Annotated in this window: 23 protein-coding genes; 11 read left to right on the top strand and 12 right to left on the bottom strand. The window is 72.6% G+C overall.

Going from position 1 to position 20,232, the window contains the following annotated elements; genetic code table 11:
• Nucleotides 1–10 precede the first annotated feature (10 nt).
• The 8 genes from ACVW2K_RS09360 to ACVW2K_RS09325 all read right to left on the bottom strand — a co-directional run bounded on the left by ACVW2K_RS09360 (nt 11) and on the right by ACVW2K_RS09325 (nt 5,507).
• Complete coding sequence (locus ACVW2K_RS09360; protein WP_028638976.1) at nt 11–778, bottom strand: SDR family NAD(P)-dependent oxidoreductase; 768 nt, start codon at nt 776–778, stop codon at nt 11–13.
• Between the two features lie 352 nt (nt 779–1,130).
• Nucleotides 1,131–1,547 (bottom strand): HIT family protein, encoded by a 417-nt coding sequence (locus ACVW2K_RS09355; protein ID WP_457202326.1) that lies wholly within the window; start codon nt 1,545–1,547, stop codon nt 1,131–1,133.
• The gene (locus ACVW2K_RS09350) at nt 1,544–1,795 is read right to left on the bottom strand and encodes a hypothetical protein (RefSeq protein ID WP_028638978.1); all 252 of its coding nucleotides are present in this window, start codon (nt 1,793–1,795) and stop codon (nt 1,544–1,546) included. Before ACVW2K_RS09350 ends, ACVW2K_RS09355 begins: the two co-directional genes overlap by 4 nt.
• 9 nt (nt 1,796–1,804) lie before the next feature.
• Complete coding sequence (locus ACVW2K_RS09345; RefSeq protein WP_457202325.1) at nt 1,805–3,196, bottom strand: M15 family metallopeptidase; 1,392 nt, start codon at nt 3,194–3,196, stop codon at nt 1,805–1,807.
• Between the two features lie 229 nt (nt 3,197–3,425).
• Nucleotides 3,426–3,824 (bottom strand): hypothetical protein, encoded by a 399-nt coding sequence (locus tag ACVW2K_RS09340; protein ID WP_457202324.1) that lies wholly within the window; start codon nt 3,822–3,824, stop codon nt 3,426–3,428.
• Complete coding sequence (locus ACVW2K_RS09335) at nt 3,821–4,060, bottom strand: hypothetical protein (protein ID WP_457202323.1); 240 nt, start codon at nt 4,058–4,060, stop codon at nt 3,821–3,823. Before ACVW2K_RS09335 ends, ACVW2K_RS09340 begins: the two co-directional genes overlap by 4 nt.
• 17 nt (nt 4,061–4,077) lie before the next feature.
• On the bottom strand, nt 4,078–5,034 hold the full coding sequence (locus ACVW2K_RS09330) for a succinylglutamate desuccinylase/aspartoacylase family protein (protein WP_457202322.1): 957 nt from the start codon (nt 5,032–5,034) through the stop codon (nt 4,078–4,080).
• Nucleotides 5,034–5,507: an ATP-dependent zinc protease family protein gene (locus ACVW2K_RS09325; protein ID WP_457202321.1), complete on the bottom strand. Its 474-nt coding sequence runs from the start codon at nt 5,505–5,507 to the stop codon at nt 5,034–5,036. Before ACVW2K_RS09325 ends, ACVW2K_RS09330 begins: the two co-directional genes overlap by 1 nt.
• A 46-nt stretch (nt 5,508–5,553) precedes the next feature.
• Between ACVW2K_RS09325 and ACVW2K_RS09320 the strand changes: the two genes are divergently transcribed.
• From ACVW2K_RS09320 to ACVW2K_RS09310, 3 genes are all read left to right on the top strand, one after another.
• A complete protein-coding gene (locus ACVW2K_RS09320) occupies nt 5,554–6,759 on the top strand; it encodes a RimK family alpha-L-glutamate ligase (protein WP_457202320.1) in 1,206 nt (401 codons plus the stop codon).
• A 367-nt stretch (nt 6,760–7,126) separates the two neighbouring features.
• Complete coding sequence (locus ACVW2K_RS09315) at nt 7,127–7,342, top strand: sigma-70 family RNA polymerase sigma factor (RefSeq protein WP_457204057.1); 216 nt, start codon at nt 7,127–7,129, stop codon at nt 7,340–7,342.
• Nucleotides 7,342–8,343: a hypothetical protein gene (locus ACVW2K_RS09310; RefSeq protein WP_457202319.1), complete on the top strand. Its 1,002-nt coding sequence runs from the start codon at nt 7,342–7,344 to the stop codon at nt 8,341–8,343. The genes ACVW2K_RS09315 and ACVW2K_RS09310 overlap by 1 nt, the downstream gene beginning before the upstream one ends.
• Nucleotide 8,344: 1 nt before the next feature.
• On the opposite strand, the gene ACVW2K_RS09305 is transcribed toward ACVW2K_RS09310, so the two are convergent.
• Complete coding sequence (locus ACVW2K_RS09305; protein WP_028638986.1) at nt 8,345–9,175, bottom strand: class II glutamine amidotransferase; 831 nt, start codon at nt 9,173–9,175, stop codon at nt 8,345–8,347.
• A gap of 65 nt (nt 9,176–9,240) precedes the next feature.
• A complete protein-coding gene (locus tag ACVW2K_RS09300; RefSeq protein WP_457202318.1) occupies nt 9,241–10,587 on the bottom strand; it encodes an MFS transporter in 1,347 nt (448 codons plus the stop codon).
• 78 nt (nt 10,588–10,665) lie between these two features.
• Here ACVW2K_RS09300 and ACVW2K_RS09295 point away from each other — a divergent pair, with 78 nt between their 5' ends.
• Together ACVW2K_RS09295 and ACVW2K_RS09290 are read left to right on the top strand one after the other, a co-directional pair.
• Nucleotides 10,666–11,118, top strand: coding sequence for a YkvA family protein (locus ACVW2K_RS09295; RefSeq protein WP_457202317.1), 453 nt, complete (start codon nt 10,666–10,668; stop codon nt 11,116–11,118).
• A 156-nt stretch (nt 11,119–11,274) separates the two neighbouring features.
• Nucleotides 11,275–11,799, top strand: coding sequence for a hypothetical protein (locus tag ACVW2K_RS09290; RefSeq protein WP_457202316.1), 525 nt, complete (start codon nt 11,275–11,277; stop codon nt 11,797–11,799).
• Between the two features lie 79 nt (nt 11,800–11,878).
• Here ACVW2K_RS09290 and ACVW2K_RS09285 read toward each other — a convergent pair whose 3' ends face one another.
• Nucleotides 11,879–12,610 (bottom strand): universal stress protein, encoded by a 732-nt coding sequence (locus tag ACVW2K_RS09285; RefSeq protein ID WP_457202315.1) that lies wholly within the window; start codon nt 12,608–12,610, stop codon nt 11,879–11,881.
• 192 nt (nt 12,611–12,802) lie between these two features.
• Between ACVW2K_RS09285 and ACVW2K_RS09280 the strand changes: the two genes are divergently transcribed.
• From ACVW2K_RS09280 to poxB, 3 genes are read left to right on the top strand one after another with little or no spacing between them, the layout of a single operon-like run.
• A complete protein-coding gene (locus ACVW2K_RS09280; RefSeq protein ID WP_051549524.1) occupies nt 12,803–14,062 on the top strand; it encodes an acetamidase/formamidase family protein in 1,260 nt (419 codons plus the stop codon).
• Nucleotides 14,063–14,093: 31 nt separating this feature from the next.
• Complete coding sequence (locus tag ACVW2K_RS09275) at nt 14,094–14,630, top strand: hypothetical protein (RefSeq protein ID WP_028638991.1); 537 nt, start codon at nt 14,094–14,096, stop codon at nt 14,628–14,630.
• The gene (gene poxB, locus ACVW2K_RS09270; RefSeq protein WP_457202314.1) at nt 14,627–16,360 is read left to right on the top strand and encodes a ubiquinone-dependent pyruvate dehydrogenase; all 1,734 of its coding nucleotides are present in this window, start codon (nt 14,627–14,629) and stop codon (nt 16,358–16,360) included. The genes ACVW2K_RS09275 and poxB overlap by 4 nt, the downstream gene beginning before the upstream one ends.
• Nucleotides 16,361–16,531: 171 nt before the next feature.
• On the opposite strand, the gene ACVW2K_RS09265 is transcribed toward poxB, so the two are convergent.
• Nucleotides 16,532–17,149, bottom strand: a complete 618-nt coding sequence (locus tag ACVW2K_RS09265; protein ID WP_457202313.1) for a VOC family protein — start codon at nt 17,147–17,149, stop codon at nt 16,532–16,534.
• A 177-nt stretch (nt 17,150–17,326) separates the two neighbouring features.
• Between ACVW2K_RS09265 and ACVW2K_RS09260 the strand changes: the two genes are divergently transcribed.
• From ACVW2K_RS09260 to ACVW2K_RS09250, 3 genes are read left to right on the top strand one after another with little or no spacing between them, the layout of a single operon-like run.
• Nucleotides 17,327–17,947: a muconolactone Delta-isomerase family protein gene (locus ACVW2K_RS09260; RefSeq protein ID WP_457202312.1), complete on the top strand. Its 621-nt coding sequence runs from the start codon at nt 17,327–17,329 to the stop codon at nt 17,945–17,947.
• Complete coding sequence (locus ACVW2K_RS09255; RefSeq protein WP_051549525.1) at nt 17,944–19,461, top strand: DHA2 family efflux MFS transporter permease subunit; 1,518 nt, start codon at nt 17,944–17,946, stop codon at nt 19,459–19,461. The genes ACVW2K_RS09260 and ACVW2K_RS09255 overlap by 4 nt, the downstream gene beginning before the upstream one ends.
• Entirely contained in the window at nt 19,458–20,198 is a 741-nt protein-coding gene (locus ACVW2K_RS09250) for an SDR family oxidoreductase (RefSeq protein WP_028638995.1), read from the top strand. The genes ACVW2K_RS09255 and ACVW2K_RS09250 overlap by 4 nt, the downstream gene beginning before the upstream one ends.
• Nucleotides 20,199–20,232: the final 34 nt, after the last annotated feature.

The following is a 20,232-nucleotide window of genomic DNA, read 5'->3' as shown; positions in this document are numbered from 1 at the left end:
CGCGCGGGTGTCACCCGAGCTTGGCGCCGCCGTCGACGTACAGCGTCTGGCCGGTGATGTACGACGCCTCGTCGCTACAGAGGAAGGCAGCGGCGGCCGCGATGTCCTCCGGGTAGCCGACGCGGCGTACCGGGTTGGCCTGGGCGGTCATCTCGCGCAGCTGCTCGGGCTCCATCTTGAGCCGGCGCGCGGTGTCGTCGGTCATGTCGGTGGCGATGAAGCCGGGCGCGATCGCGTTGGCGTTGATGCCGAAGGGGCCGAGCTCGATGCCGAGGGTACGGGTGAAGCCCTGGATGCCCATCTTCGCGGCCGAGTAGTTGGCCTGGCCGCGGTTGCCGAGCGCGGAGACGCTCGAGAGGTTCAGGATCTTGCCGTACTTCTGCTCGACGAAGTGCTTCTGCGCCGCCCGCGTCATGAGGAACGCACCGCGGAGGTGGACGTTCATGACGAGGTCCCAGTCGTCGTCGGACATCTTGAACAGCAGGTTGTCGCGGGTGATGCCGGCGTTGTTGACCAGCACGTGGATCCCGCCGAGCTCGCTCACCACCCGCCCCACGGCGGCCTCGGCGGAGGCGGCGTCGCTGACGTCGCAGCCGATGCCGACCGCCGTGGCGCCGTCGACGACGGGCAGCTTCGCGGCCGCCTCGGCGGCGCCGGCCTCGTCGAGGTCGAGGACCGCGACCGACGCGCCCTCCTCGGCGAAGCGGGTGGCGGTGCCGAACCCGATGCCGCGCGCAGCTCCGGTGACGACGACGACGCGTCCGTCAAAACGCCCCATGGGTGTGGCTCCTGTCTCGGTGTCCGGCTTGTCGGCACCACACCCTAGGCGACGCCTCGCCGCCGGTGGTCGGGGGCCCGCGGCTCGGTCCCCCGCGCGGGGTTGTCGTGGGAAACCCGACGGACACGCCGGCCTGCCCCGGCGTGTCGAGCGGGTTTCTCCGGTCAGCCGGAGAAACCCGACGCCTCAGCCGACCCCGGGGCGCACCCGCGCGGCGTACCCGGCCGCTGGCGGTCGGGGAGTCCGTGGCTCGGTCGCCCGGGCGGGGTTGTCGTGGGAAACCCGACGGACACGCCGTCGGGCCCCGGCGTGTCGAGCGGGTTTCTCCGGTCAGCCGGAGAAACCCGCCGCCTCAGCCGACCGCAGCGCGCAGCCGAGCGGCGTACACAGCCGCCTCGCCGTCGGCGTACGTCGTGCGCGGCCAGAAGAAGCCGCGCAGCCCGTCGCCCTTGGTCCGCGGCACGACGTGCAGGTGCAGGTGCGGCACGGACTGGCTGACGACGTTGTTCATGGCCACGAAGCTGCCCTGCGCGCCGAGACCCTCGACCACGGCGGTGGCGAGCCGTTGCCCGGCCTCGAGGAACCCGTCCCGGAGGCGGGCGGGGAGATCGGGCAGGGTGACCACGTGCTCGCGCGGGACGAGCAGCATGTGGCCCTTGAACACCGGTCGCCGGTCGAGGAAGGCCAGGAAGTCCGGGTCGTCGAGCACCACGTCGGCGGGTACGTCGCCGGCCACGATCGAGCAGAAGACGCAGCCGGGGTCGGTCACGAGCGGCGCCACCACACGCCCTCGAGCATGCCGAGCACGACGAACGACACCACGCAGGCGGCGGTGAAGCTCCACGCACCCAGGTCGGTGACCGGGTCGCTCAGGACCAGGTTCATCAGCGCGCCGGCGACCACGGCGGCGGCCGCCCCGACGACCACCGTCAGGATCGGGTTCGGGTCGTCCGCGTCGTGGTGCAACACCCGGGCGAGCACGCCGAGGATCACGCCGGCGATCAGGAACGCGAGCATGCACGGACCCTAGTCGCAGAAGCGGTCGCACGGCCGGGGCCCGACCATCGCGCGAGCCGAGCTGCCGACGTAGTCGAAGTGCTGGGTGTCGCCGAGGCCATAGGTCCAGCGGAGGCCGTGCCGGGCCATCAGCCGCACGACCGCGTGCGAGCGGGACCGCCACGCGACCCGCGGGTGGGCGTGGCCCTGCCACCAGGTGTTGGGCACGGTGCCCCGGGCGGAGCGGTACGGGTTCTCCCAGGTGTTCAGGTCGAGCGCGCGGCCGTAGCTGTGCGGCGAGCGGACGCCGGGCCGACCGGTGACGTCGCGGCAGTTGAACGCCGAGGTGTTGCCGGCGGCCATCGAGGCGTAGTCGTCGGCGCCGCGGGAGCGCGCGCCCCAGCCGAACCGGTCGACGCGGTACATCGCCCGGATCGGCAGCGAGCGCCGGAACATCTCGGCGAGCGCGGCACCCATCGCGTGCGCGGCGCTCGCGCTCGCGACCAGCTCGCCGCGCCGGGGGTAGCCGCGGTAGTCCCAGTAGTTGACGCGCACCAGCCGCAGCCCGGCCCGGCCGACCGGGCAGCCGCGGTGCCAGCTGACACCGGTCATCTGGCCCCACGTCCGGTCGGGTATCGCGGTGATCCGGACGTTCGCCCCCGCACCGACGGCGTGCGGCTGGTCGGGCAGCGAACGGCGCGGTCTCGGCGCTGCGCTCGGCAGCTTCACGGGTACGCCGGGCGGGATGTTCGCGACCCGGTGGACGGGGCTCTCGTCGCCCTCGACCCACGCCTGCGGGACGGCGCGCGCACGCCAGCGCGAGTCCTGTCTCGGCCTCGTGCTCAGCTGCGCCCGCCCGTCGGCGCCGGTGTGCAGCAGCCGGACCTTCCGCCACGGCCCCGAGCCGAGCGAGCGGAACAGCTTGACCACCCCCTCGACCGGCGTCCCGGACCGGGTGGTCCAGCGGACCCGCACCGGCACCGCCTGGCCGTCCTCGACCTGCCCCGGCCCCCGCACCACGACCGCGCTGCCGCGGCGGCGGAGCTCCAGGCGGGTGCGTTCGGTGACCGGCGCGTGGTCGGGGTCGCCGGCGTACGTCGCGCGCACCAGGTTCTCCGCCGGCGTGCGCTCCAGCCGCAGCTGCCGGGACGCGTGGCCGTCGGCGTCCGTGGTGACGGTGCCGATCGGCGTCCAGCCGCTCGCCGTGCGCCGCTCGAGGGTGACCTCCGCGTCGCCGATCGGCCCGCCACCCTCGACCGAGAGCGTGAGCCGGAGAGTGGTGTCGCTGCCGGCGTACGCCGGCCGGGCGTCGAACGCGAGCTCGCTCGGCACCGCCCGAGCGGCGTGGGCACCGGCGGTCAGCGACCCGGTGACGAGGGCGAGCGTGGACAGGACGAACAGCAGCCGGGACCCGAGCGACATGTGCGCAGTGTGCCCCGCCGCTGCGCCGGCACTCCTGCCCGGGGTCACAGGCAACCGACAGCCTGGTCCCAGCCGGTCGCCATCCCGGCGCCTCGCCGCGACCGTCGTGCTCGCCGCGGCCGGGTTCCTGGTCGGCGCGCGTCCGTGGACGACCGCCCAGTGACGCCGGCGCAGATCCAGCGGCAGCTCCCGCAGTACGCCCCGAGGGCGGGACCGGGCTTCTCCGCCACTACAGGCCGGTCAGGTCCTCCGGGTCCAGCCACCCCTCGGCGAGGGCCTCGCCACCGGCACGGCGGATCGCCCCGACCAGCGGCTCGGCCCACAGGTGCTCCAGCAGGGCGACGGCCGCGACGCTGCCGGGCCGTACGGCGTCCGCGAGCGACCAGCCGTCCCCGGGCTCGCCGTCACCGCCGCCGAGCAGCTCGGCCGCCAGGGTGCCGAGGCCGGGATCGGCTCCTGCCGGCGGTGGCAGCGTCTCGAAGCTGCCGTCCCGGAGTCGGTGCACGAGCAGCACGTCGACCAGGCGGACGACGCCGGCCTCGCGCAGCCGCCCGAGCTCCTCGACCACCGCCCCGGAGAACGACGGCTGGTCGAACCCGACGACGAGCACCTGCACCGGGCCGGTCACGACGTGACCCGGGCCCGGAGCTCGTCGTACTCCCCCCGGGTGAGCACGCCCTTCTCGAGCAGCCGGTCCAGGTCCGCGACGGGATCGCCCGGCGGGTCCGGAGGCGGGGGCGGCGAGGGCGGGGGTGGCGGGTGCGAGGCGGCGTACGCCTGCGCGGGCGACATCCGCCCGCCGTAGTAGGGCACGCTGCCGGTCATGCCGGTCATCCGCAGCTGGCGCGGCACCAGGACCACCATCTCGCCAGCATGGACCCTCAGCGCACCTCCGTCGAGGCGATGTGGACCACGGCGTCGCCGCCGTTCACGACCGGCGCCTCGCTCCGGCCGATCACGATGCCGGTCCGGTCGGCGCGGACCAGCCGGAGCGTCTTCCCGAACGAGTCGGACACGCTGCCCAGCCGCTCACCGGTCTCGACCTGCTGGCCGAGCCGGGCGTCGAGGTGCAGGAATCCGGTGTGCCGGGCGCGGACCCAGCCGCTGGCGCGGCACTCGACGCTCGGGCCGCCCGGCTCCTCGGGCCCGTCGACCATGCCGAGCGCGCCGAGGACGCGGCGTACGCCGTCGGTCCCGGCGGTCACCGCCCACTCGTCGAACCGCCAGTTGTCGCCGCCCTCGTAGAGCAGCACGGTGGCGCCGCGCTCGCGCGCCGCGTGCCGCAGCGACCCGTCCCTGACCCGCGCGTGCAGCAGCACCGGCGCCCCGAACGCCAGGGCGAGCTCGCGGGTCCGCGGGTCGTCGAGGTCGGCGCGGATCTGCGGGAGGTTCGCGCGCCGATCGGAGCCGGTGTGCAGGTCGATGCCGACCTCGCACTTCGCCACCACCTCGGTCATCATCAGGTGCGCGATCCGGCTCGCCAGGGACCCGCGCGCGGAGCCGGGGAACGAGCGGTTGAGGTCGCGGCGGTCGGGCAGATAGCGCTCACCGGACATCACGCCGAGCACGTTGAGGACCGGTACGGCGATCAGCGTGCCGCGCATCGTCCTCGGCGAGATCGACGCGAGCACCCGCCGGATCACCTCGACCCCGACCACCTCGTCGCCGTGCGTCGCGGCGTTGAGCCAGACGACCGGGCCGTCCTCCCGGCCGTGCAGGACCCGCACCGGGAGGGACACGTCGGCACCGGTGATCAGCCGGGTGATCGGGAGCTCCAGGTCCCGCGTGGCGCCCGCGCGGACGCGCGCCGGGCCGATCGCGAACGACTCGCGGGGCATCAGCGGCCCCGGTTGCGCCGGCGTACCGCCCGCTTCGGCCTGCCGCCCAGGTAGGACTGCGCCGGGTCGACGACGAAGCCCTGGCGCAGCGCCTCGCGGCCGATGAGCAGACGGAAGCCCATCTGGTCGCGGCTGGACAGCGTCATCTCGGTGGTGACGGTCCGGCCCATCAGGGCGACGTCCATCCGCACGACGTACCGCTCGGTCTCGTGGCCCGACGAGCTGCGCACGACGCGGCGGTCGTGGACGGGGCTCTCGACGGTCGTCGCGTCCTCGCGGCTGCGCTGCCACGGGTGGATCGAGAATCGGACCCAGGTCTCGCCGTCGCGCTCGAACTCGTGGATGTCGAACGCGTGGATGGCCGAGCTGCGGGCGCCGGTGTCGAGCTTGGCCTTCACCCACTCGACCCGGCAGCCGGGGAGACCCACCCACTCCCGCCACCCGGCGACGGTGCTGTCAGTGGTGGTCGGCACCCGCACATCTTGGCAGGCGACGCGTCCCTGCTTGAATGACCCGGCCATGAAGCTCGCGATCCTCTCCCGCGCGCCGCGCGCCTACAGCACCCAGCGCCTGCGGACCGCCGCCCTCGACCGCGGGCACGACGTCAAGGTGCTGAACACGCTGCGCTTCGCCATCGACCTCTCCGGGGACGAGCCGGACCTGCAGTTCCGCGGCAAGCCGCTGTCGACGTACGACGCGATCCTGCCGCGCATCGGCAACTCGATCACCTACTTCGGCACCGCCGTGGTGCGGCAGTTCGAGCAGATGGACGTCTACACGCCCAACCCGGCGTACGGGATCACCAACAGCCGCGACAAGCTGCGCGCGACCCAGATCCTGTCGCGGCACAACATCGGCATGCCGGCCACGACGTTCGTGCGCGACCGCGCCGACGTCGTGCCCGCGATCGAGCGGGTGGGCGGTGCACCTGTCGTGCTCAAGCTGCTGGAGGGCACCCAGGGCATCGGCGTCATCCTCGCGCCGGACCGCAAGGTCGCCGAGGCGATCATCGAGACGCTGCACAGCACCCAGCAGAACGTGCTGATCCAGCGCTTCGTCAAGGAGAGCAGGGGTCGCGACATCCGTGCGCTGGTCGTCGGCGACCGGGTCGTCGCCGCGATGCGGCGCGTCGCCCAGGGCGACGAGTTCCGGTCGAACGTGCACCGCGGCGGCTCCGTGGAGCCCGTCCAGCTCGACGAGGAGTACGAGCACACCGCCGTCCGCGCCGCCCAGATCATGGGCCTGAAAGTGGCCGGCGTCGACATGCTGGAGGGCAACGACGGGCCGCTGGTGATGGAGGTCAACTCCTCCCCCGGCCTCGAGGGCATCGAGGCGGCGACCCAGCTCGACGTCGCCGGCGCGATCATCGACTTCATCGCGAACCAGGTCGCGTTCCCCGAGATCGACGTGCGCCAGCGGCTCAACGTCTCCACCGGGTACGGCGTCGCCGAGCTCCTGGTGCACACCGGCGCCGACATCGTCGGCAAGAAGCTCAGCGAGTCCGGCCTCGAGGAGCGCGACATCTCGGTGCTGACCCTGCACCGCGGTGCCACCGTGATCCCCAACCCGCGGCACAAGGAGGTCGTCCAGGCCGGCGACCGGCTGCTGTGCTTCGGGAAGCTGGAGGAAATGCGGTCGATGATCCCTACGCGGCGCCGGCGCAACCGACGGGTCAAGAAGCTGCCGCCGCAGCCGATCCACGACGGTGAGACCGAAAACCGCTGACCGGTCCTCTCAACCTTTCCGGTCCGGGCTGCCTCTTGACCAGTTGATGGAACCTGAGACCGCGTTCGCCCGGTTCATGGCCGCCCGCTGGGCGGCCCTGTACCGGGCGTTCGCCCAGTTCATGGCCGCCCGCTGGGCGGCCCTGTACCGGACTGCCTACTTCCTGGTCGGCGACCACCACCAGCCGAGGACCTCCTGCAGGACGTCCTGGCCCGCACCTGTGTGCGGTGGTCGTCGATCCGGGACAAGGGCGCGGCCGACGCCTACGTCCGTCGGGCCCTGGTCCACCAGGCGTCGCGCCACTGGCGCCGGCGGGGCCGCGAGCTGACCAGCGCGGACCTGCCCGACGCCGGACACGGCGGGGGGGATCGACGTCAGTGCCGACCACCTCGCCCTCTGGCAGGCCATCCGCGGGCTCCCGCCCCGGATGCGCGCGACCGTGGTGCTCAGGTACGTCGACGACCTGACCGAGCAGGAGACCGCTGAAGCGCTCGGGGTCTCCCTCGGCTCGGTCAAGAGCCAGACCCACCACGCCCTCAAGCGGCTGCGCGCCGCCGTACCCGACCTGGAGCTGCAGCGATGATGAACACCGAGATCCGTCAGGGCCTGAGCGACCTCCGCGAGGCCGTCGACGTCCCGCCGCTCGACCCCTCGGGTTTCGACGCCCGGGTGCGACACCACCGACGGCGCCGGCTGGCCGGCCGGATCACTGCCGGAGTGGCGACCCTCACCACCGTCGCGGTCGTCGCTGCGGCGGCGCCCGCCGTGCTCCACCGCTCCTCCCCGACCCCGGTGGCAGCACCGGCGAGCGACCCGGGTGTGCCCGTCACGCTCGACGGGCGGGTCGAGCTCGTGAGCAGCGACGGGACCGTGACCGACACCGGCCTCCGCGGGACGCCCGTCGGCCGCATCGACGGCCGTCTGGTCGTGCTGGACGGTCACCAGCTGATCGGGCTGGCGGACGACCCGATCACCGGCGTCGCCTCGGCGTACGTCGGCGAGGAGGGCGCGACGTACCAGACCACGGACGGGCGCATCGTGTTCACGGGCACGGGCGGCCAGAGCAGCGCCCAGGACGAGGGCACCCTGCTCGCCGCCGCCGACCCCGCCTACGTCGCCGACGCGGGAGACGGCCCCGTCATCCACGAGTCCGGCGGCCTGCACCCCGTCGAGCTCGGCAGCGACGGCGCGCGCGTCCGCGCGGACCGGGTCGAGGCCGGCGGCGACACGGTCGTGTTCGTGGCCGACGGCGGCGTCCAGGTGTTCGACACCAGCGGTGTCCGGCGCGACGGCTTCCTCGGCGGGACCACGGGAGCGCTCTCGGGCGACGGGACGACCTATGCGTTCGCACCCAGCGCCGACGAGCTCGCAGGCGGCATGTCAGCCGGGCTGGTCCGGTACGACACCTCGACCGGCGCGCACCAGCGGGTCCCGCTGCAGGACCCGGCCGTCGCCCTCGCCTGGTACGACCGAGTGCCCTACGTCGTCACCGAGGCCCAGCACGTCCGCACGCTGTGGCGCTGCGCCGACACCTGCGCGCGGGTCCTCACCGACCGGTCAGGGACGCTCACGCTCGGCAGGTGACCTACGGGGCGACGGGGGCGAACGGCTGGAGGTCCTCGCTCGCTCCGTGGACCGCGACGTACGACGACTCCGGGACCTCGCGCCACGCGCCCCGGAGGTCGCCGAGCGGCTCGGACACCACGAGGCGGGCGTCGTCGGAGAGGTCGTGCAGGGACGGGTTGTCCGGATACTGCTGGCGCAGCACCGACATGTCAGTGGAGTGAAACAGCGACCGCGACGCGCGGACGGTGGAGTACCGGAAGGCCCAGGTCGTCTCGCCGTCGGTCGTCGCGACCGTCATCTGGACGGCGTCCTCGATGCCGTGCCGACGGGCGACGTCCTCGACGAAGCCGACCGCGCGGGCGACGGCCGCCGGCGGGTCCTCGACAAGGCCGTGGGTCAGCGCCAGGAAGAACAGCAGCTCGGAGTCCGTCGAGCCCTCGATCTCGGCGTACAGCGACGGGTCGACCGCCATCGCCAGGTCGCGCTTGATCGTGGGGAAGCCGGCGAGCATCCCGTTGTGCATCCAGAGCCAGCTCTGGTGGCGGAACGGGTGGCAGTTGGTCTGCTGGAGAGCGGTGCCGGTCGACGCGCGCACGTGCGCGAAGACGCGACGGGAGCGGGCGTGGGCGGAGATCTCACGCAGGTTGCGGTCGCTCCACGCCGGCTCGATGCTGCGGAAGAGTCCGGGGCGGTCGTCCTGGCCGTACCAGCCGACGCCGAACCCGTCACCGTTGACCGTCGTCGCGCCGAGCTCGGAGTGCTTGCTCTGCATCACCAGCGAGTTCTTCGGCTTGAACAGCAGGTCCTCGAGGCTCACGGGCGCACCCGAGTAGGCCAGCCATCGGCACATGTCGTACCCCTTCCGCGTCGGCGTCACCACCGAGCATGCCCGGTCTCGCGCTCCGCCGGCAGGGGTCAGTGCGCAGGGGTTGCCGGATCCTCGGCGTCGATGAGCGACGGCGGGCCGACCGCGACGCCGTCCTCCGGGTCCGGTGCCGAGGCACGCGCGTCGGCCAGCACGTCGGCCGGGACGTGGTCCTCGAGGAACCGCCGCGCCATCCGGCTCGACGGGTGGATGGCGGCGGTCGCGATCACGATGATGCCCGCGATCGTCAGCCACCCGGCCGCACCCCAGTTCATCGCGAGGAACGTGTACACCGCCGGGGCCCAGACCTTGCCGAGGGTGCCGCTCAGCTCGGCGGCGCCGTTGTACGCGCCCCGCTGGCGCGGGTCCATGAGCTCGGCCTCGAACGACCAGCTCGCGGCCGAGAGGTAGAGCTCTGCACCCGTCACCGTCACGTGGCCCAGCCAGACCAGGGCGATCGTCACCCAGCCGACGGTGTCGTGCGTCGCCAGCGTGATCAGGCACGAGACCACGAGGAACGTGGAGGACACCCGGACCGCCCGCAACGCCGTCGGTACGTCGTGCACGCCGCGGGCGGCCGCCATCGGCAGGAAGATGCACATCACGGTGTTGGTGCCGAACAGGAACGCGAGCAGCACCCGCGGGGCGTCGGTCTCCTGCACCAGCCACAGCGGGATCACCACGTTCAGCAGCACCTGGTTGGTCCAGAAGACGCCGATGAAGAACGTCGACAGCATCCAGCCGGGGTTGCGCAGCGGTCCCGGCCCGGGGACCTTCACCTTGCGTTCCTCGGGCGTGCGCTCGTCGTGCGAGGCCTTCGGCAGCCGGGAGACGGCGGCCGCGTTGAGCAGGAAGACCGCGGTGGTGAACCACGGCAGCACGTGCAGGAGCTCGTTGGAGTCGAAGGCCAGCGCGATGCCCCCCATCAGCGACCCCAGCGTGAAGCCGACGTTCAGCGCCGAGTACATGTACGCCCGCGACTTCACGCGCTCGTCGGGTGGCAGGACGTCGATCGTGTAGGCACCGTGGGCCGCGCCGCCGAGGGCGCCGATCACCTCCATGCCGACGGCCATGGTGACGTACCCACGGAAGTCGGTGATGAACGGCCAGAGCGAGAACATCGCGGCCTGTCCCGCGGCGCTGACCGCCCACATCTTCTTCGGCCCGAAGCGGTCCACCAGCCGGCCCATCGGCCACGCCGCGAGGAAGGCGGCGGCGCCCGCACAGGTCAGGCCCAGGCCGACCTGGGCGGCCGAGAGCCCGACGATCTGGGTGAAGAACACCGCCGACCCGGTCATGAAGGTGCCCTCGCCGAGAGCGAAGAGGAGGGACTGCACGGCGAGGCGGCCCGCGAGAGGAGACGGCGGACGCGCGTGCCGGAGGATGGAGGCGATCATCGCGGCAGATTCTCCGTGGTCGACGGTCGCGATGTCGCGCCGTTTTCCCGCTTCGGCGCCACGCGCGATGATCGAGGGGTGACCGACTCCTGGTGGCAGCTCGCGCTGTCGATCCTCGCGGGGCTCGCGCTCGTCTGGCTGCTGCTGGTGGGCGCGCTGCTGGTGGCCGCACGCCGGGCGCCGGACCGCACCACACTCACCGACGTGCTGCGACTCCTCCCCGACGTCGTACGACTCCTCCGTCGCCTGGCCGCGGACCCGACGCTGCCCCGCGGGGTGCGCTGGCGGCTCTGGCTCCTGCTCGGCTACCTCGTGCTGCCGGTCGACCTGGTCCCCGACTTCCTGCCCGTGATCGGGTACGCCGATGACGCGCTCGTGGTCGCCCTGGTGCTGCGCTCCGTGACCCGGGTGGCGGGCCCGGAGGCGCTCGACCGGCACTGGCCGGGCACGCCGGAAGGGCTGGCTGCAGTCCGGCGCCTCACGCGGCTGGACGCCCCCACTCCCCCTCGCCGGGCCGCGCCCGGCGACTGACCGGGGTCAGCCGCGCCGACCGGCGAGGCGTGGGCGAGCGTCCGTCGCGCTGCCGATCACCCTCAACTTTGGCGATGCGCTCGCGGTGGCCGGCCCTGCAGCGTGGGCCTGAGTACGGACATCCTCGTCCCCGACCCGATCCCGCAGGAGACCGTCATGCGACGTTCCGGAGCGCTCACAGCAGTTGCCGCCCTCGCCCTCTCCCTGGTGGCCGCCGGCCAGCCGCACGCGGGCGCCGACGTGGCCGGCCGTGCGGCGGCGTACCACCACCCCAAGGTCGCGTTCGTCGGCCATGCCCGTGCCCTGCCGGGCGGCCGCGCCGAGGTGCTGGCCGTCTACCGGTGCTGGGGCGGCAACCGGGGCACCCACCTGTGGGTGTCGCTCAAGCAGGGTGGTCAGATCGACGACCACACCGCCAAGGAGCTCTCGCAGATGGAGGGCACCAGCGAGCTGGCCCGGGCCTGGTACGACACCAACCCGGTCGCGCCGCGCAAGGTGCAGATCAACTGCAACGGCAGGTGGCAGGTCCAGCGGTACGTGGTCAAGCGGGAGAAGGGGACGCTGCGGGCCGGTCGCGCCTTCATGCAGTTCTGTCTCTTCGACAGCCACTCCGACCCCCAGGGCCAGGACCTCAGCAAGGGCTTCGCCTACAACTATCGCTTCGTCTACGTCCACCGCTGACTGTCACGCGTCCGGCGGGCCGGGGAGGGACTCTCGTGGCGACGCGCCCGCGGCGCTGACAGCCGGGCAGCACACCGGGTCACGCGAAGACCAGCACCGTCGGCCCGCGTGCGGCTTTGAGAGCTCGAGTGGTGGCAACGGGCAGACGGACCCGACGTCGGCCGGGGCGGCGCGCACCCAGCACGACGAGGGCTGCGCCGCGGTGGCACGGGAGCACGGGTCCGGCCGGCGGGACCACAGCCACGTCGAGGCCCCTGTGGAGCGCTGCCGTGCACGCGAACCGCATGACCGCGGAGTCCCGGCGCGGTGACTCGTCCAGCACCAGGACCCAGCCCGCGAACACCTCACCCGGCCGAGATCTCAGCTCGACGACGGCCACAGGGCAGTCCGACCGTCGAGCGATCGCGACCACGATCCGGCGTCGCCCGCACCGCCACCAGGGCCGTTCGCCTTCCCGCTTGCCGATCACCAGCAGCGAGGAACCCGACGAGGCGCCGATCAGGGCTTCGGGCACGCCGCCGTCGCCCTCGACCCGAGAGACGACCGCCAGGTCCGGCACGACCTCGTGAGCCCGTCTGACGCCCTCGGCAACGATCGCCGCCGCAGCACCGCGGAAACCGTCTGAAGGATCGGGTACTGCGCCTGCGCCCGACCAGGCGTCGAGCAGCGGGGGCCGCTCGATCACGTGGACGACCCGCAGGGAACAGCCCGTCGCGGCTGCCTCCGCTGCGGCCCAGACGAGCGCGTCCCAGCCGCCCGGGCTGCCGTCGACGCCCACCACCACGGGCCCGTCCGCCCGCATCCCCTGCATGGACACTGGCTAACCTCCGTTCGCCGCTGGTACTGGATGCTGGCGCTGGGCGGGCAGCGTTCGCGCCGGTGTGTTCACGGGTCCACCCACTGGCGACGGGCCAGTGGTCCGCCCGTGGGTGGCACGGGCGCGAACAGGGCCGAGGACGGAGCACGCTGGATCCACCGAACAGCCGATCGTCCAGGAGTCCCCATGTGCTTCGCCCACTCATCGACAGCGAGCGATGCGCTCCACGTCCAGGCGCAGATCGGCGACGACGCCGCGGCGGCGTTCGCCGGCCTCGCCGATGCCGGCGGCCTGGGTACGGTCGGGGTTCCCGGTGCCGGCACTCCGGAGCGGGTGCAGACGACCGCGGGCGAGCGGATCCTCGACGGGTACAGCAAGGTCAACCACAACCGCTGGAACCGCGACCTGCCCTCCGCGATCTCGGTGCGCCCGGGCGAAGAGGTCCAGCTGTTGTGCCGTGACGCCCTGGACATCGGAGACCAGGCGAGGACGATGACGGCCGACGGCACTATGACGCTGGACCTCGGCCGGATCCACCCCCTCACCGGTCCCGTCGAGGTCGAGGGGGCGGAGCCCGGTGACATCCTCGAGATCGAGATCCTCGACGTCAGCCCCTTGGTGGACTTCGGCTACACGACGATCAGCCCGGCACTCGGCCTGTTCGGCACTCTCCGCCCGGAGGCGCTGGCCCCGTTCGCGCCGTACACCGAGGCCTCCCAGCTGAGCGACCCGAACCCGGGTCGAGTGCCGCAGGCGGTGCCCGAGGACCAGCCGTACAACTCTGGCGCGCCGTCGGTCCAGCTCTTCCACTTCGAGCGCGGCCAGAGCTCCGGCTACGCGACGTTCGAGGGGAGCGACACCGGCCGGCGGGCGCGGATCCCGATCACGCCGTTCCTGGGCATCCTCGGCAACGCCCCGCTGCGGAAGGGCATGTATCGGACCTTCCCGCCGAGCGTCAGCGGCGGGATGGGCGGCAACACGGACGTCCGCCAGCTGGTCAAGGGCACGCGACTCCAGCTGCCCGTCTACGTCGAGGGTGCCAAGTTCTCCGCCGGAGACGGGCACATGGCGCAGGGCGACGGGGAGATCACCGGTACGGCGATCGAGACCCTGATGGCGGCAACCCTGCGCTTCTCGGTGATCAAGAACCAGGTGATCACCTCTCCGCGGGCGATCGTGCCGGCCGCGGACCCCACGCAGCTCGCGATGGACGCCGAGATGCGCGCTGCGGGCTACTACATCACCACCGGCACCGGCCCCGACCTGATGGAGAACGCGAAGAACGCCGTGCGGGACATGATCGACTGGCTGGTCGTCGACCAGCAGCTCAGCCTGCACGAGGCCTACACGCTCTGCAGCGTCGTCGGCGACCTCAAGATCAGCGAGACCGTCGACCTGCCGAACTGGCTGGTCTCGATGACGTTTCCGCGCGGTGTCTTCTCGTGAACCCGACTCAGCACACCGGAGAGGTACGACGATGGGCACCCTGAGTCCGACCACCCCCCTCGGAGCACTCACGCGCGGACTGGTCGCGGCAGTCGCGGGCACGCTGGCGATGGACGTCCTGCTGTTCACCCGCTACCGCCGCGGTGGGGGCGATGACGCGTTCGGCGCCTGGGAGTCCTCGAGCGGTCTCGACCGGTGGGAGGACGCCCCGGCACCGGCCCAGGTCGGACGTCGGCTGGTAGCGGGCGTGATCCAGCGGGACCTGCCGGCCCGGCGCGCGCGGCTCGTCAACAACCTCACGCACTGGGGCTACGGCGCCTTCGCCGGGCTGCCGTACGGCGTGCTCGTGGGCTCCCTGCGGACACCTCGCGTGGCATACGGAGCACCCTTCGGGGCGGGCGTGTGGGCCACGGGCTACGTCGTACTCCCCAGGCTCGGGCTCTACCAGGAGATCTGGGAGTACGACCGGGTCACCCTCGCCAAGGACCTCTCGGCGCACCTGGTCTACGGGATCACCACGGCCGCGGTCTTCCGGCTCCTCTCGACGCGCCGGAGGGCTGAGCGGTGACGGTCGCGGACGTCATGGTGGCCACCCTCAAGGCGGCGGGCGTACGCCGGGTGTACGGCCTTCCCGGGGACTCGCTCAACGGTTTCACCGAGGCGATCCGGCGCGATGGCGAGATCGCCTGGCAGCACGTGCGTCACGAGGAGGCGGCAGCCTTCGCCGCCGCGGGCGAGGCGGGCACGACGGACGAGCTCGCGGTCTGTGTCGCGAGCTGCGGCCCGGGCAACCTGCACCTGGTCAACGGGCTCTTCGACGCCCAACGGAGCCGGGTGCCCGTCCTGGCCATCGCGGCTCACGTGCCCGGAGCCCTGATCGGGACCAGCTGCTTCCAGGAGACCCATCCCCAGGAGCTGTTCCGGGAGTGCAGCGTCTACGCCGAGCTCGCCAGCAACCCCGAGCAGCTCCCGCGCGTCCTGGAGATCGCGATGCGAGCCGCCGTCGAGCGGCGTGGTGTCGCCGTGGTCGTGGTGCCGGGCGAGGTCTTCCGGAGCCGACCCTCGCAGCGGGGGCGCGGGGTCACCAGCATCCGGCCGACCCACTCGGCCGTCGTGCCGACCGACGGCGACCTCGAGGCGGCCGCGCACCTGCTCAACGACGCCGGACGCGTCACGATCCTCGCCGGGGCCGGGTGCGCGGGTGCGCACGACGAGCTGCTGGCGGTCGCCGAGCGACTCAAGGCCCCCATCGTCCACGCCCTGCGCGGCAAGGAGTTCGTCGAGTACGACAACCCGTACGACGTCGGCATGACGGGTCTCCTCGGGTTCCCGTCGGGCTACCGCGCCATGGAGCACTGCGACGCGCTGCTCATGCTCGGCACCGACTTCCCCTACCGTGAGTTCTTCCCGACGGACGCGCGGGTGGTCCAGGTCGACATCCGCGGCGAGCACATCGGTCGCCGCGTCCAGGTGGAGGTGCCGCTCGTCGGAGGCGTCAAGGAGACGCTCGTCGCGCTGCTCCCCCGCCTGGACCGCTCCCGCGACAAGGAGCACCTCGGCAGGATGACGGCCCACTACCGCCGCACCCGGGCCCGCTACGACACGCTGACCGGGCTCGGTGCCGGCGACGGACCGCTCCATCCGCAGGCCGTCGTCGCGGCCGTGGACCGGGTGGCGGCTGACGACGCCGTCCTGATCCCGGACGTGGGCACGCCGACCTTGTGGGCCGCCCGGTACCTGACGATGAACGGCCGACGGCGGCTGATCGGGTCGTTCAGCCACGGGACGATGGCCAACGCACTGCCGCAGGCCATCGGCGTCCAGAGCGCCCACCCGGGTAGGCAGGTCGTCGCGCTCTCCGGCGACGGCGGACTGACGATGCTGCTCGGCGAGCTGCTGACGCTGCGGCAGCTGGCGCTGCCGGTCAAGGTCGTCGTGCTGAACAACAGCTCGCTGTCGTTCGTCGAGCTCGAGATGAAGGCGGACGGCTTCGTGAACTTCGGCACCGAGCTCGACAACCCCGAGCTCGCCGGGGTGGCCCGCGCCGTCGGCCTGCACGGCGTGCGAGTCTCACGGCCCGACGAGCTCGAGCCGGCGCTGGAGGAGGCCTTCGCACACGAGGGCCCGGCTCTGATCGAGGTCATGACCGTCCGGCACGAGATCGCCATCCCTCCCACCGTCACCCTCGGGCAGGTCACGGGGTTCGGCCTGTGGGCGAGTCGCTCGGTGCTGAGCGGGGCGGGTGACGCCGTCATCGAAGTGGCTCGCAGCAACCTGCGCCAGCTCGCCCTCGAGTAGCGCGCACCCGGCCGATCAGCTGCGGACACGACGCAGGCGTGCACGGTGGCGGTGATCCACGGGATCACTCCCGACCACCCCGACCGCCGCCCGTCGGGTGCGCTGCGACGGGCGACGCCGGGATCGGTGCCGCTGCCTGCGCCGGTGACCAGCGCGACTGCGCCCTCCAGGTCACTCAGGCAGGCCCGTCCCAGCCTGCTCGCGCACCATGTACTCGGCGTACCAGGACGGCCACTCGGCGTCCTCGTGGCCGATGCGCGCCTCATGCTCTCCGTGCGCCGCAGCCGCGCGCGAGAGAGCGCGGACGAGGTCGTCGACGGATGCGAAGGCCGTTGCGGCCGCGTCGATGCGGCCAGGGAGTCGTGTGGTGACCTCCTGCACGACCCAGCCGTTGCCATCCACGTCGGCGAAGGAGAGGAACGAGCCGTAGCTGTTCCGGTCCGGGTCGGGGCCGGGGACACGCCCCTCGGCTCCCGCATGATGGAAGATGCCGCCGACGTCGTGGAAGACCTCGCTCACCTCGATCCCGGCAGAGACGAGCTCTGCGTGGGCCGCCAGGATGTCGTCGACGACCAGGTGCAGCCCCTGGGCCGTCCCGGGGACCTGCTCGGTGACACCGGTCCCGAAGATGATCGCGGCCGGGGAGCCCGGCGGAGTCAGCTGGACGACGCGGAACGCTTCGTCCGTCGTGACGTCGGCGTCGAGCCGCCATCCCAACGACTTGTAGAACTGCACCGACCGGTCGACGTCCGACACGGGGATCACGACGACCTCGAGTTTCATGTCCATGTGCTGCGCTCCTTCTGATGATGACGATCAGGACGAGCCCACGGTCGTCGCCCGCGGGCCCTCGTCGCGCCCGTGCCCGTCACTGGTGGGGGCGACCAGTGGTCGGCACGGGCGCGATGGCCGGGCGACTCCACGATCGTGGAGAGCGACAGCAGATCGACGAGCCGGAGGGTCGCCATGCAGTTCCTGGTCGACATGACCACTCACGTCCCGGAGGGGACCTCGGAGAGCGAGGTCGCCGCGATGCGCGCCCGTGAGGCAGCGAACACGACTGAGCTCGTCCGGGCGGGCCGCGTGCTGCGCCTGTGGCGCCCACCCCTGCGGCCGGGCGAGTGGCGCACGCTGGGCCTGTTCGCCGCAGCCGGTGACGCCGACCTTCGAGACACGCTGGGCTCGATGCCCCTGCACGTGTGGCGTCGCGACACGGTCACCGTGCTCCGCCCGCACGTCAACGACCCGGGCCTGGACGGCGTGGACCTCGATCCGGACGCCACCGAGTTCTTCACCTGGTTCGCCCTGGCGATCCCCGAGGGAGCCGGCAGCGAGCAGGTTGCCGGGCTGACCGCTGCCGAGGGGGCCCGGACCCGCGCACTGGCTTCGGCCGGCAGGCTGCTGCGGCTCTGGTCCCTGCCGGAGGCCGGCCACAGCCTCGGGCACTGGCAGGCGGGCGACCAGGCTGAGATGGAGCGGCACCTGAGCTCGCTCCCGCTGGCGGGATGGCTGACAGTCACGACGCAGCTGTTGACGCCGCATCCGAGCGACCCGACCCAGGGCCAGGCGACCAGGAGCAGCGCATGACCGCCGGCACGCCTGCGCGCCCGGCCGCTGACAGCAGGTCCGGCGAGCTCGTCGCCCTGCGAAGTACGGCCGGCGTGGCGCTGGTGACCGCGACCGTGCTGGCGTCCATGGTGGGCTTCCTCGACGCGTTCATGGTCAACGTCGCCGTCCCGGCGATCGCCGTCGACCTGGACGCGAGCGTGAGCCAGCTGCAGTGGGTCCTGACCGGGTACCTGGTCACCGTCGCCGCCCTGCTGCTGCTGGCCGGCTCGCTGGCCGACCACTTCGGCCGCAGGACCATCCTCGTCACCGGACTGCTCGTGATGCTCGTCGCCTCCGTGGGGTGCGCGGCCGCGGAGGGAGTCACGACGCTGGTGATCGCGCGCCTGGTCCAGGGCGTGGGCGGGGCCCTCGTCGTGCCCAGCAGCCTGGCCATGCTCAACGGGTCGCTGAGGACCGCGGACCGCGCCCGCGGCATCGGCCTGTGGGCCGGGCTGTCGACCTTGGGCAGCACGTTCGGCCCCTACGGCGGGGGCTGGCTCGTCGACCACGCTTCGTGGCGCTACGTCTTCCTGCTCAACATCCCGATCATCCTCGGCGCGCTCCTGGTCCTGACCCGCGTCCCGGAGCCGACGCGGACTCCCCGCCCGCTCTCCCTGGACCTCCTGGGCGCCGTGCCCGCCGTCGCAGGGCTCGGTGGGGTCATCTACGCACTGACGGAAGGCCCCGAACGTGGCTGGGGCGACCCGCTGGTGCAGCTGGCCGCGATCGTCGGGATCGTGGGCCTGGCGGTCCTGGTCCCCCTGGAGCAGCGCCGGCGCAACCCGCTGCTGAGGACCGAGCTCTTCCGCTCGAGGCAGTTCGACGCGATCAACGGCGCGACCCTGCTGTTCTACGGCGCGCTCGCCGCGGCGAGCTACCTCGTCGTCCTGCAGTGCGAGCTCCAGCTCGGCTACAGCGCGACCGACGCCGGTGCGGCGCTCATTCCCGAGTCGGTCGTCTTCCTGCTCGTGTCGCCCTTCGTCGGCGGCCTGGTCAACCGGACCGGCACGCGGTGGCCGATGGCGATCGGCATCCTCATCGTGGCCGTGGGCTTCGTGTGGCTCTCCGCCGTCGAGCGCGGCGACTCCTATGCCAGTGCCATCCTCCCGGGTGCCGTCCTCTGGGGGCTCGGCATCGGTCTCGCGGTGGCCCCGCTCACCGCGGGCGTGCTTGCGGCGGTGGACGACGCCGACCTCGGCGAGGCCTCCGCCATCAACGACGCCTCCTCGCGTGTCGGTGGTGTGGTCATGGTGGCTCTCGTCCCCGTGCTCATCGGCGCGGGCAGTGCACGCGGCCTCGCGGAATCGCTCCGAGACGGGTTCCCGGTCGCCATGTTGGTCATGGCCGGCCTGTGCGCGGCCGCCGCCGTGCTCACCGTCGTCTTCGTCTCCCGCGACCGGACGCCACACCGTCGGCTGCCGGCCGCGTCGCCGCGGGTCGCGGTCTGCCTGCTTCCAGACGCCGCCGTACGCACCGACAGGAGAACCCCGTGAACGACATCGAACCGACGCCCTCCCTCCAGGGCCAGACCGTCGTCGTCCTCGGCGGCAGCTCCGGGATCGGCCTCGAGACTGCACGCCTTGCCCGAAGCGCGGCGGCCGAGGTGATCGTGACCGGGCGCGACAGCGAACGGCTGAGGCAGGCAGGGGTCGAGCTGGGGGCGGTCCGCACGGCGCAGCTCGACCTCGCCGACGCGGCGGGCATCTCGGAGTTCTTCGAAGGCCTGTCCGCACCGGTGGACCACGTCCTGGTCACCGGCGGCGGCCCGACGTACGGCACGATCGCCGACCTCGACTTCGACGACGCTCGCCGGGTGCTCGACGAGCACCTTCTCGGCTCCCTCCGGGTGGCCAGGCACGCCGCGCACAGCGTCCGAGCCGGTGGTTCCCTCACCCTGATCACCGGGTCGCACGCACGCCGGCCAGGCCCAGGGTTGAGCATCGCGGCCATCGCGGCCGCCGCCGTCCCGGTCATCGCCGCGAACGCTGCCGTGGAGCTGTCACCCGTGCGCGTCAACGCTATCGCCGCCGGCTTCGTGGACACGCCGCTGTCAGCGCGACTGCTCGGTGCCGAGCTCGAGACCCGTCGAGCCGAGCTCCGGCAGACGCTCCCCATCCATCGGGTGGTGAACGCAGCGGACGTGGCGGCAACAGCTCTGCACCTGATGACCAACACCGCGGTCACCGGGGCGACCTACGACGTCGACGGCGGTCAGCAGCTCATTCCGTGACGGGTGTCAGGGCGGCGTCCAGCACCGAACCGCG

The organism is Nocardioides sp. HB32, assembly GCF_054058995.1.
Note: the sequence above shows the minus strand (reverse complement) of the source record. Positions and strands in the feature narration are given on the sequence as shown.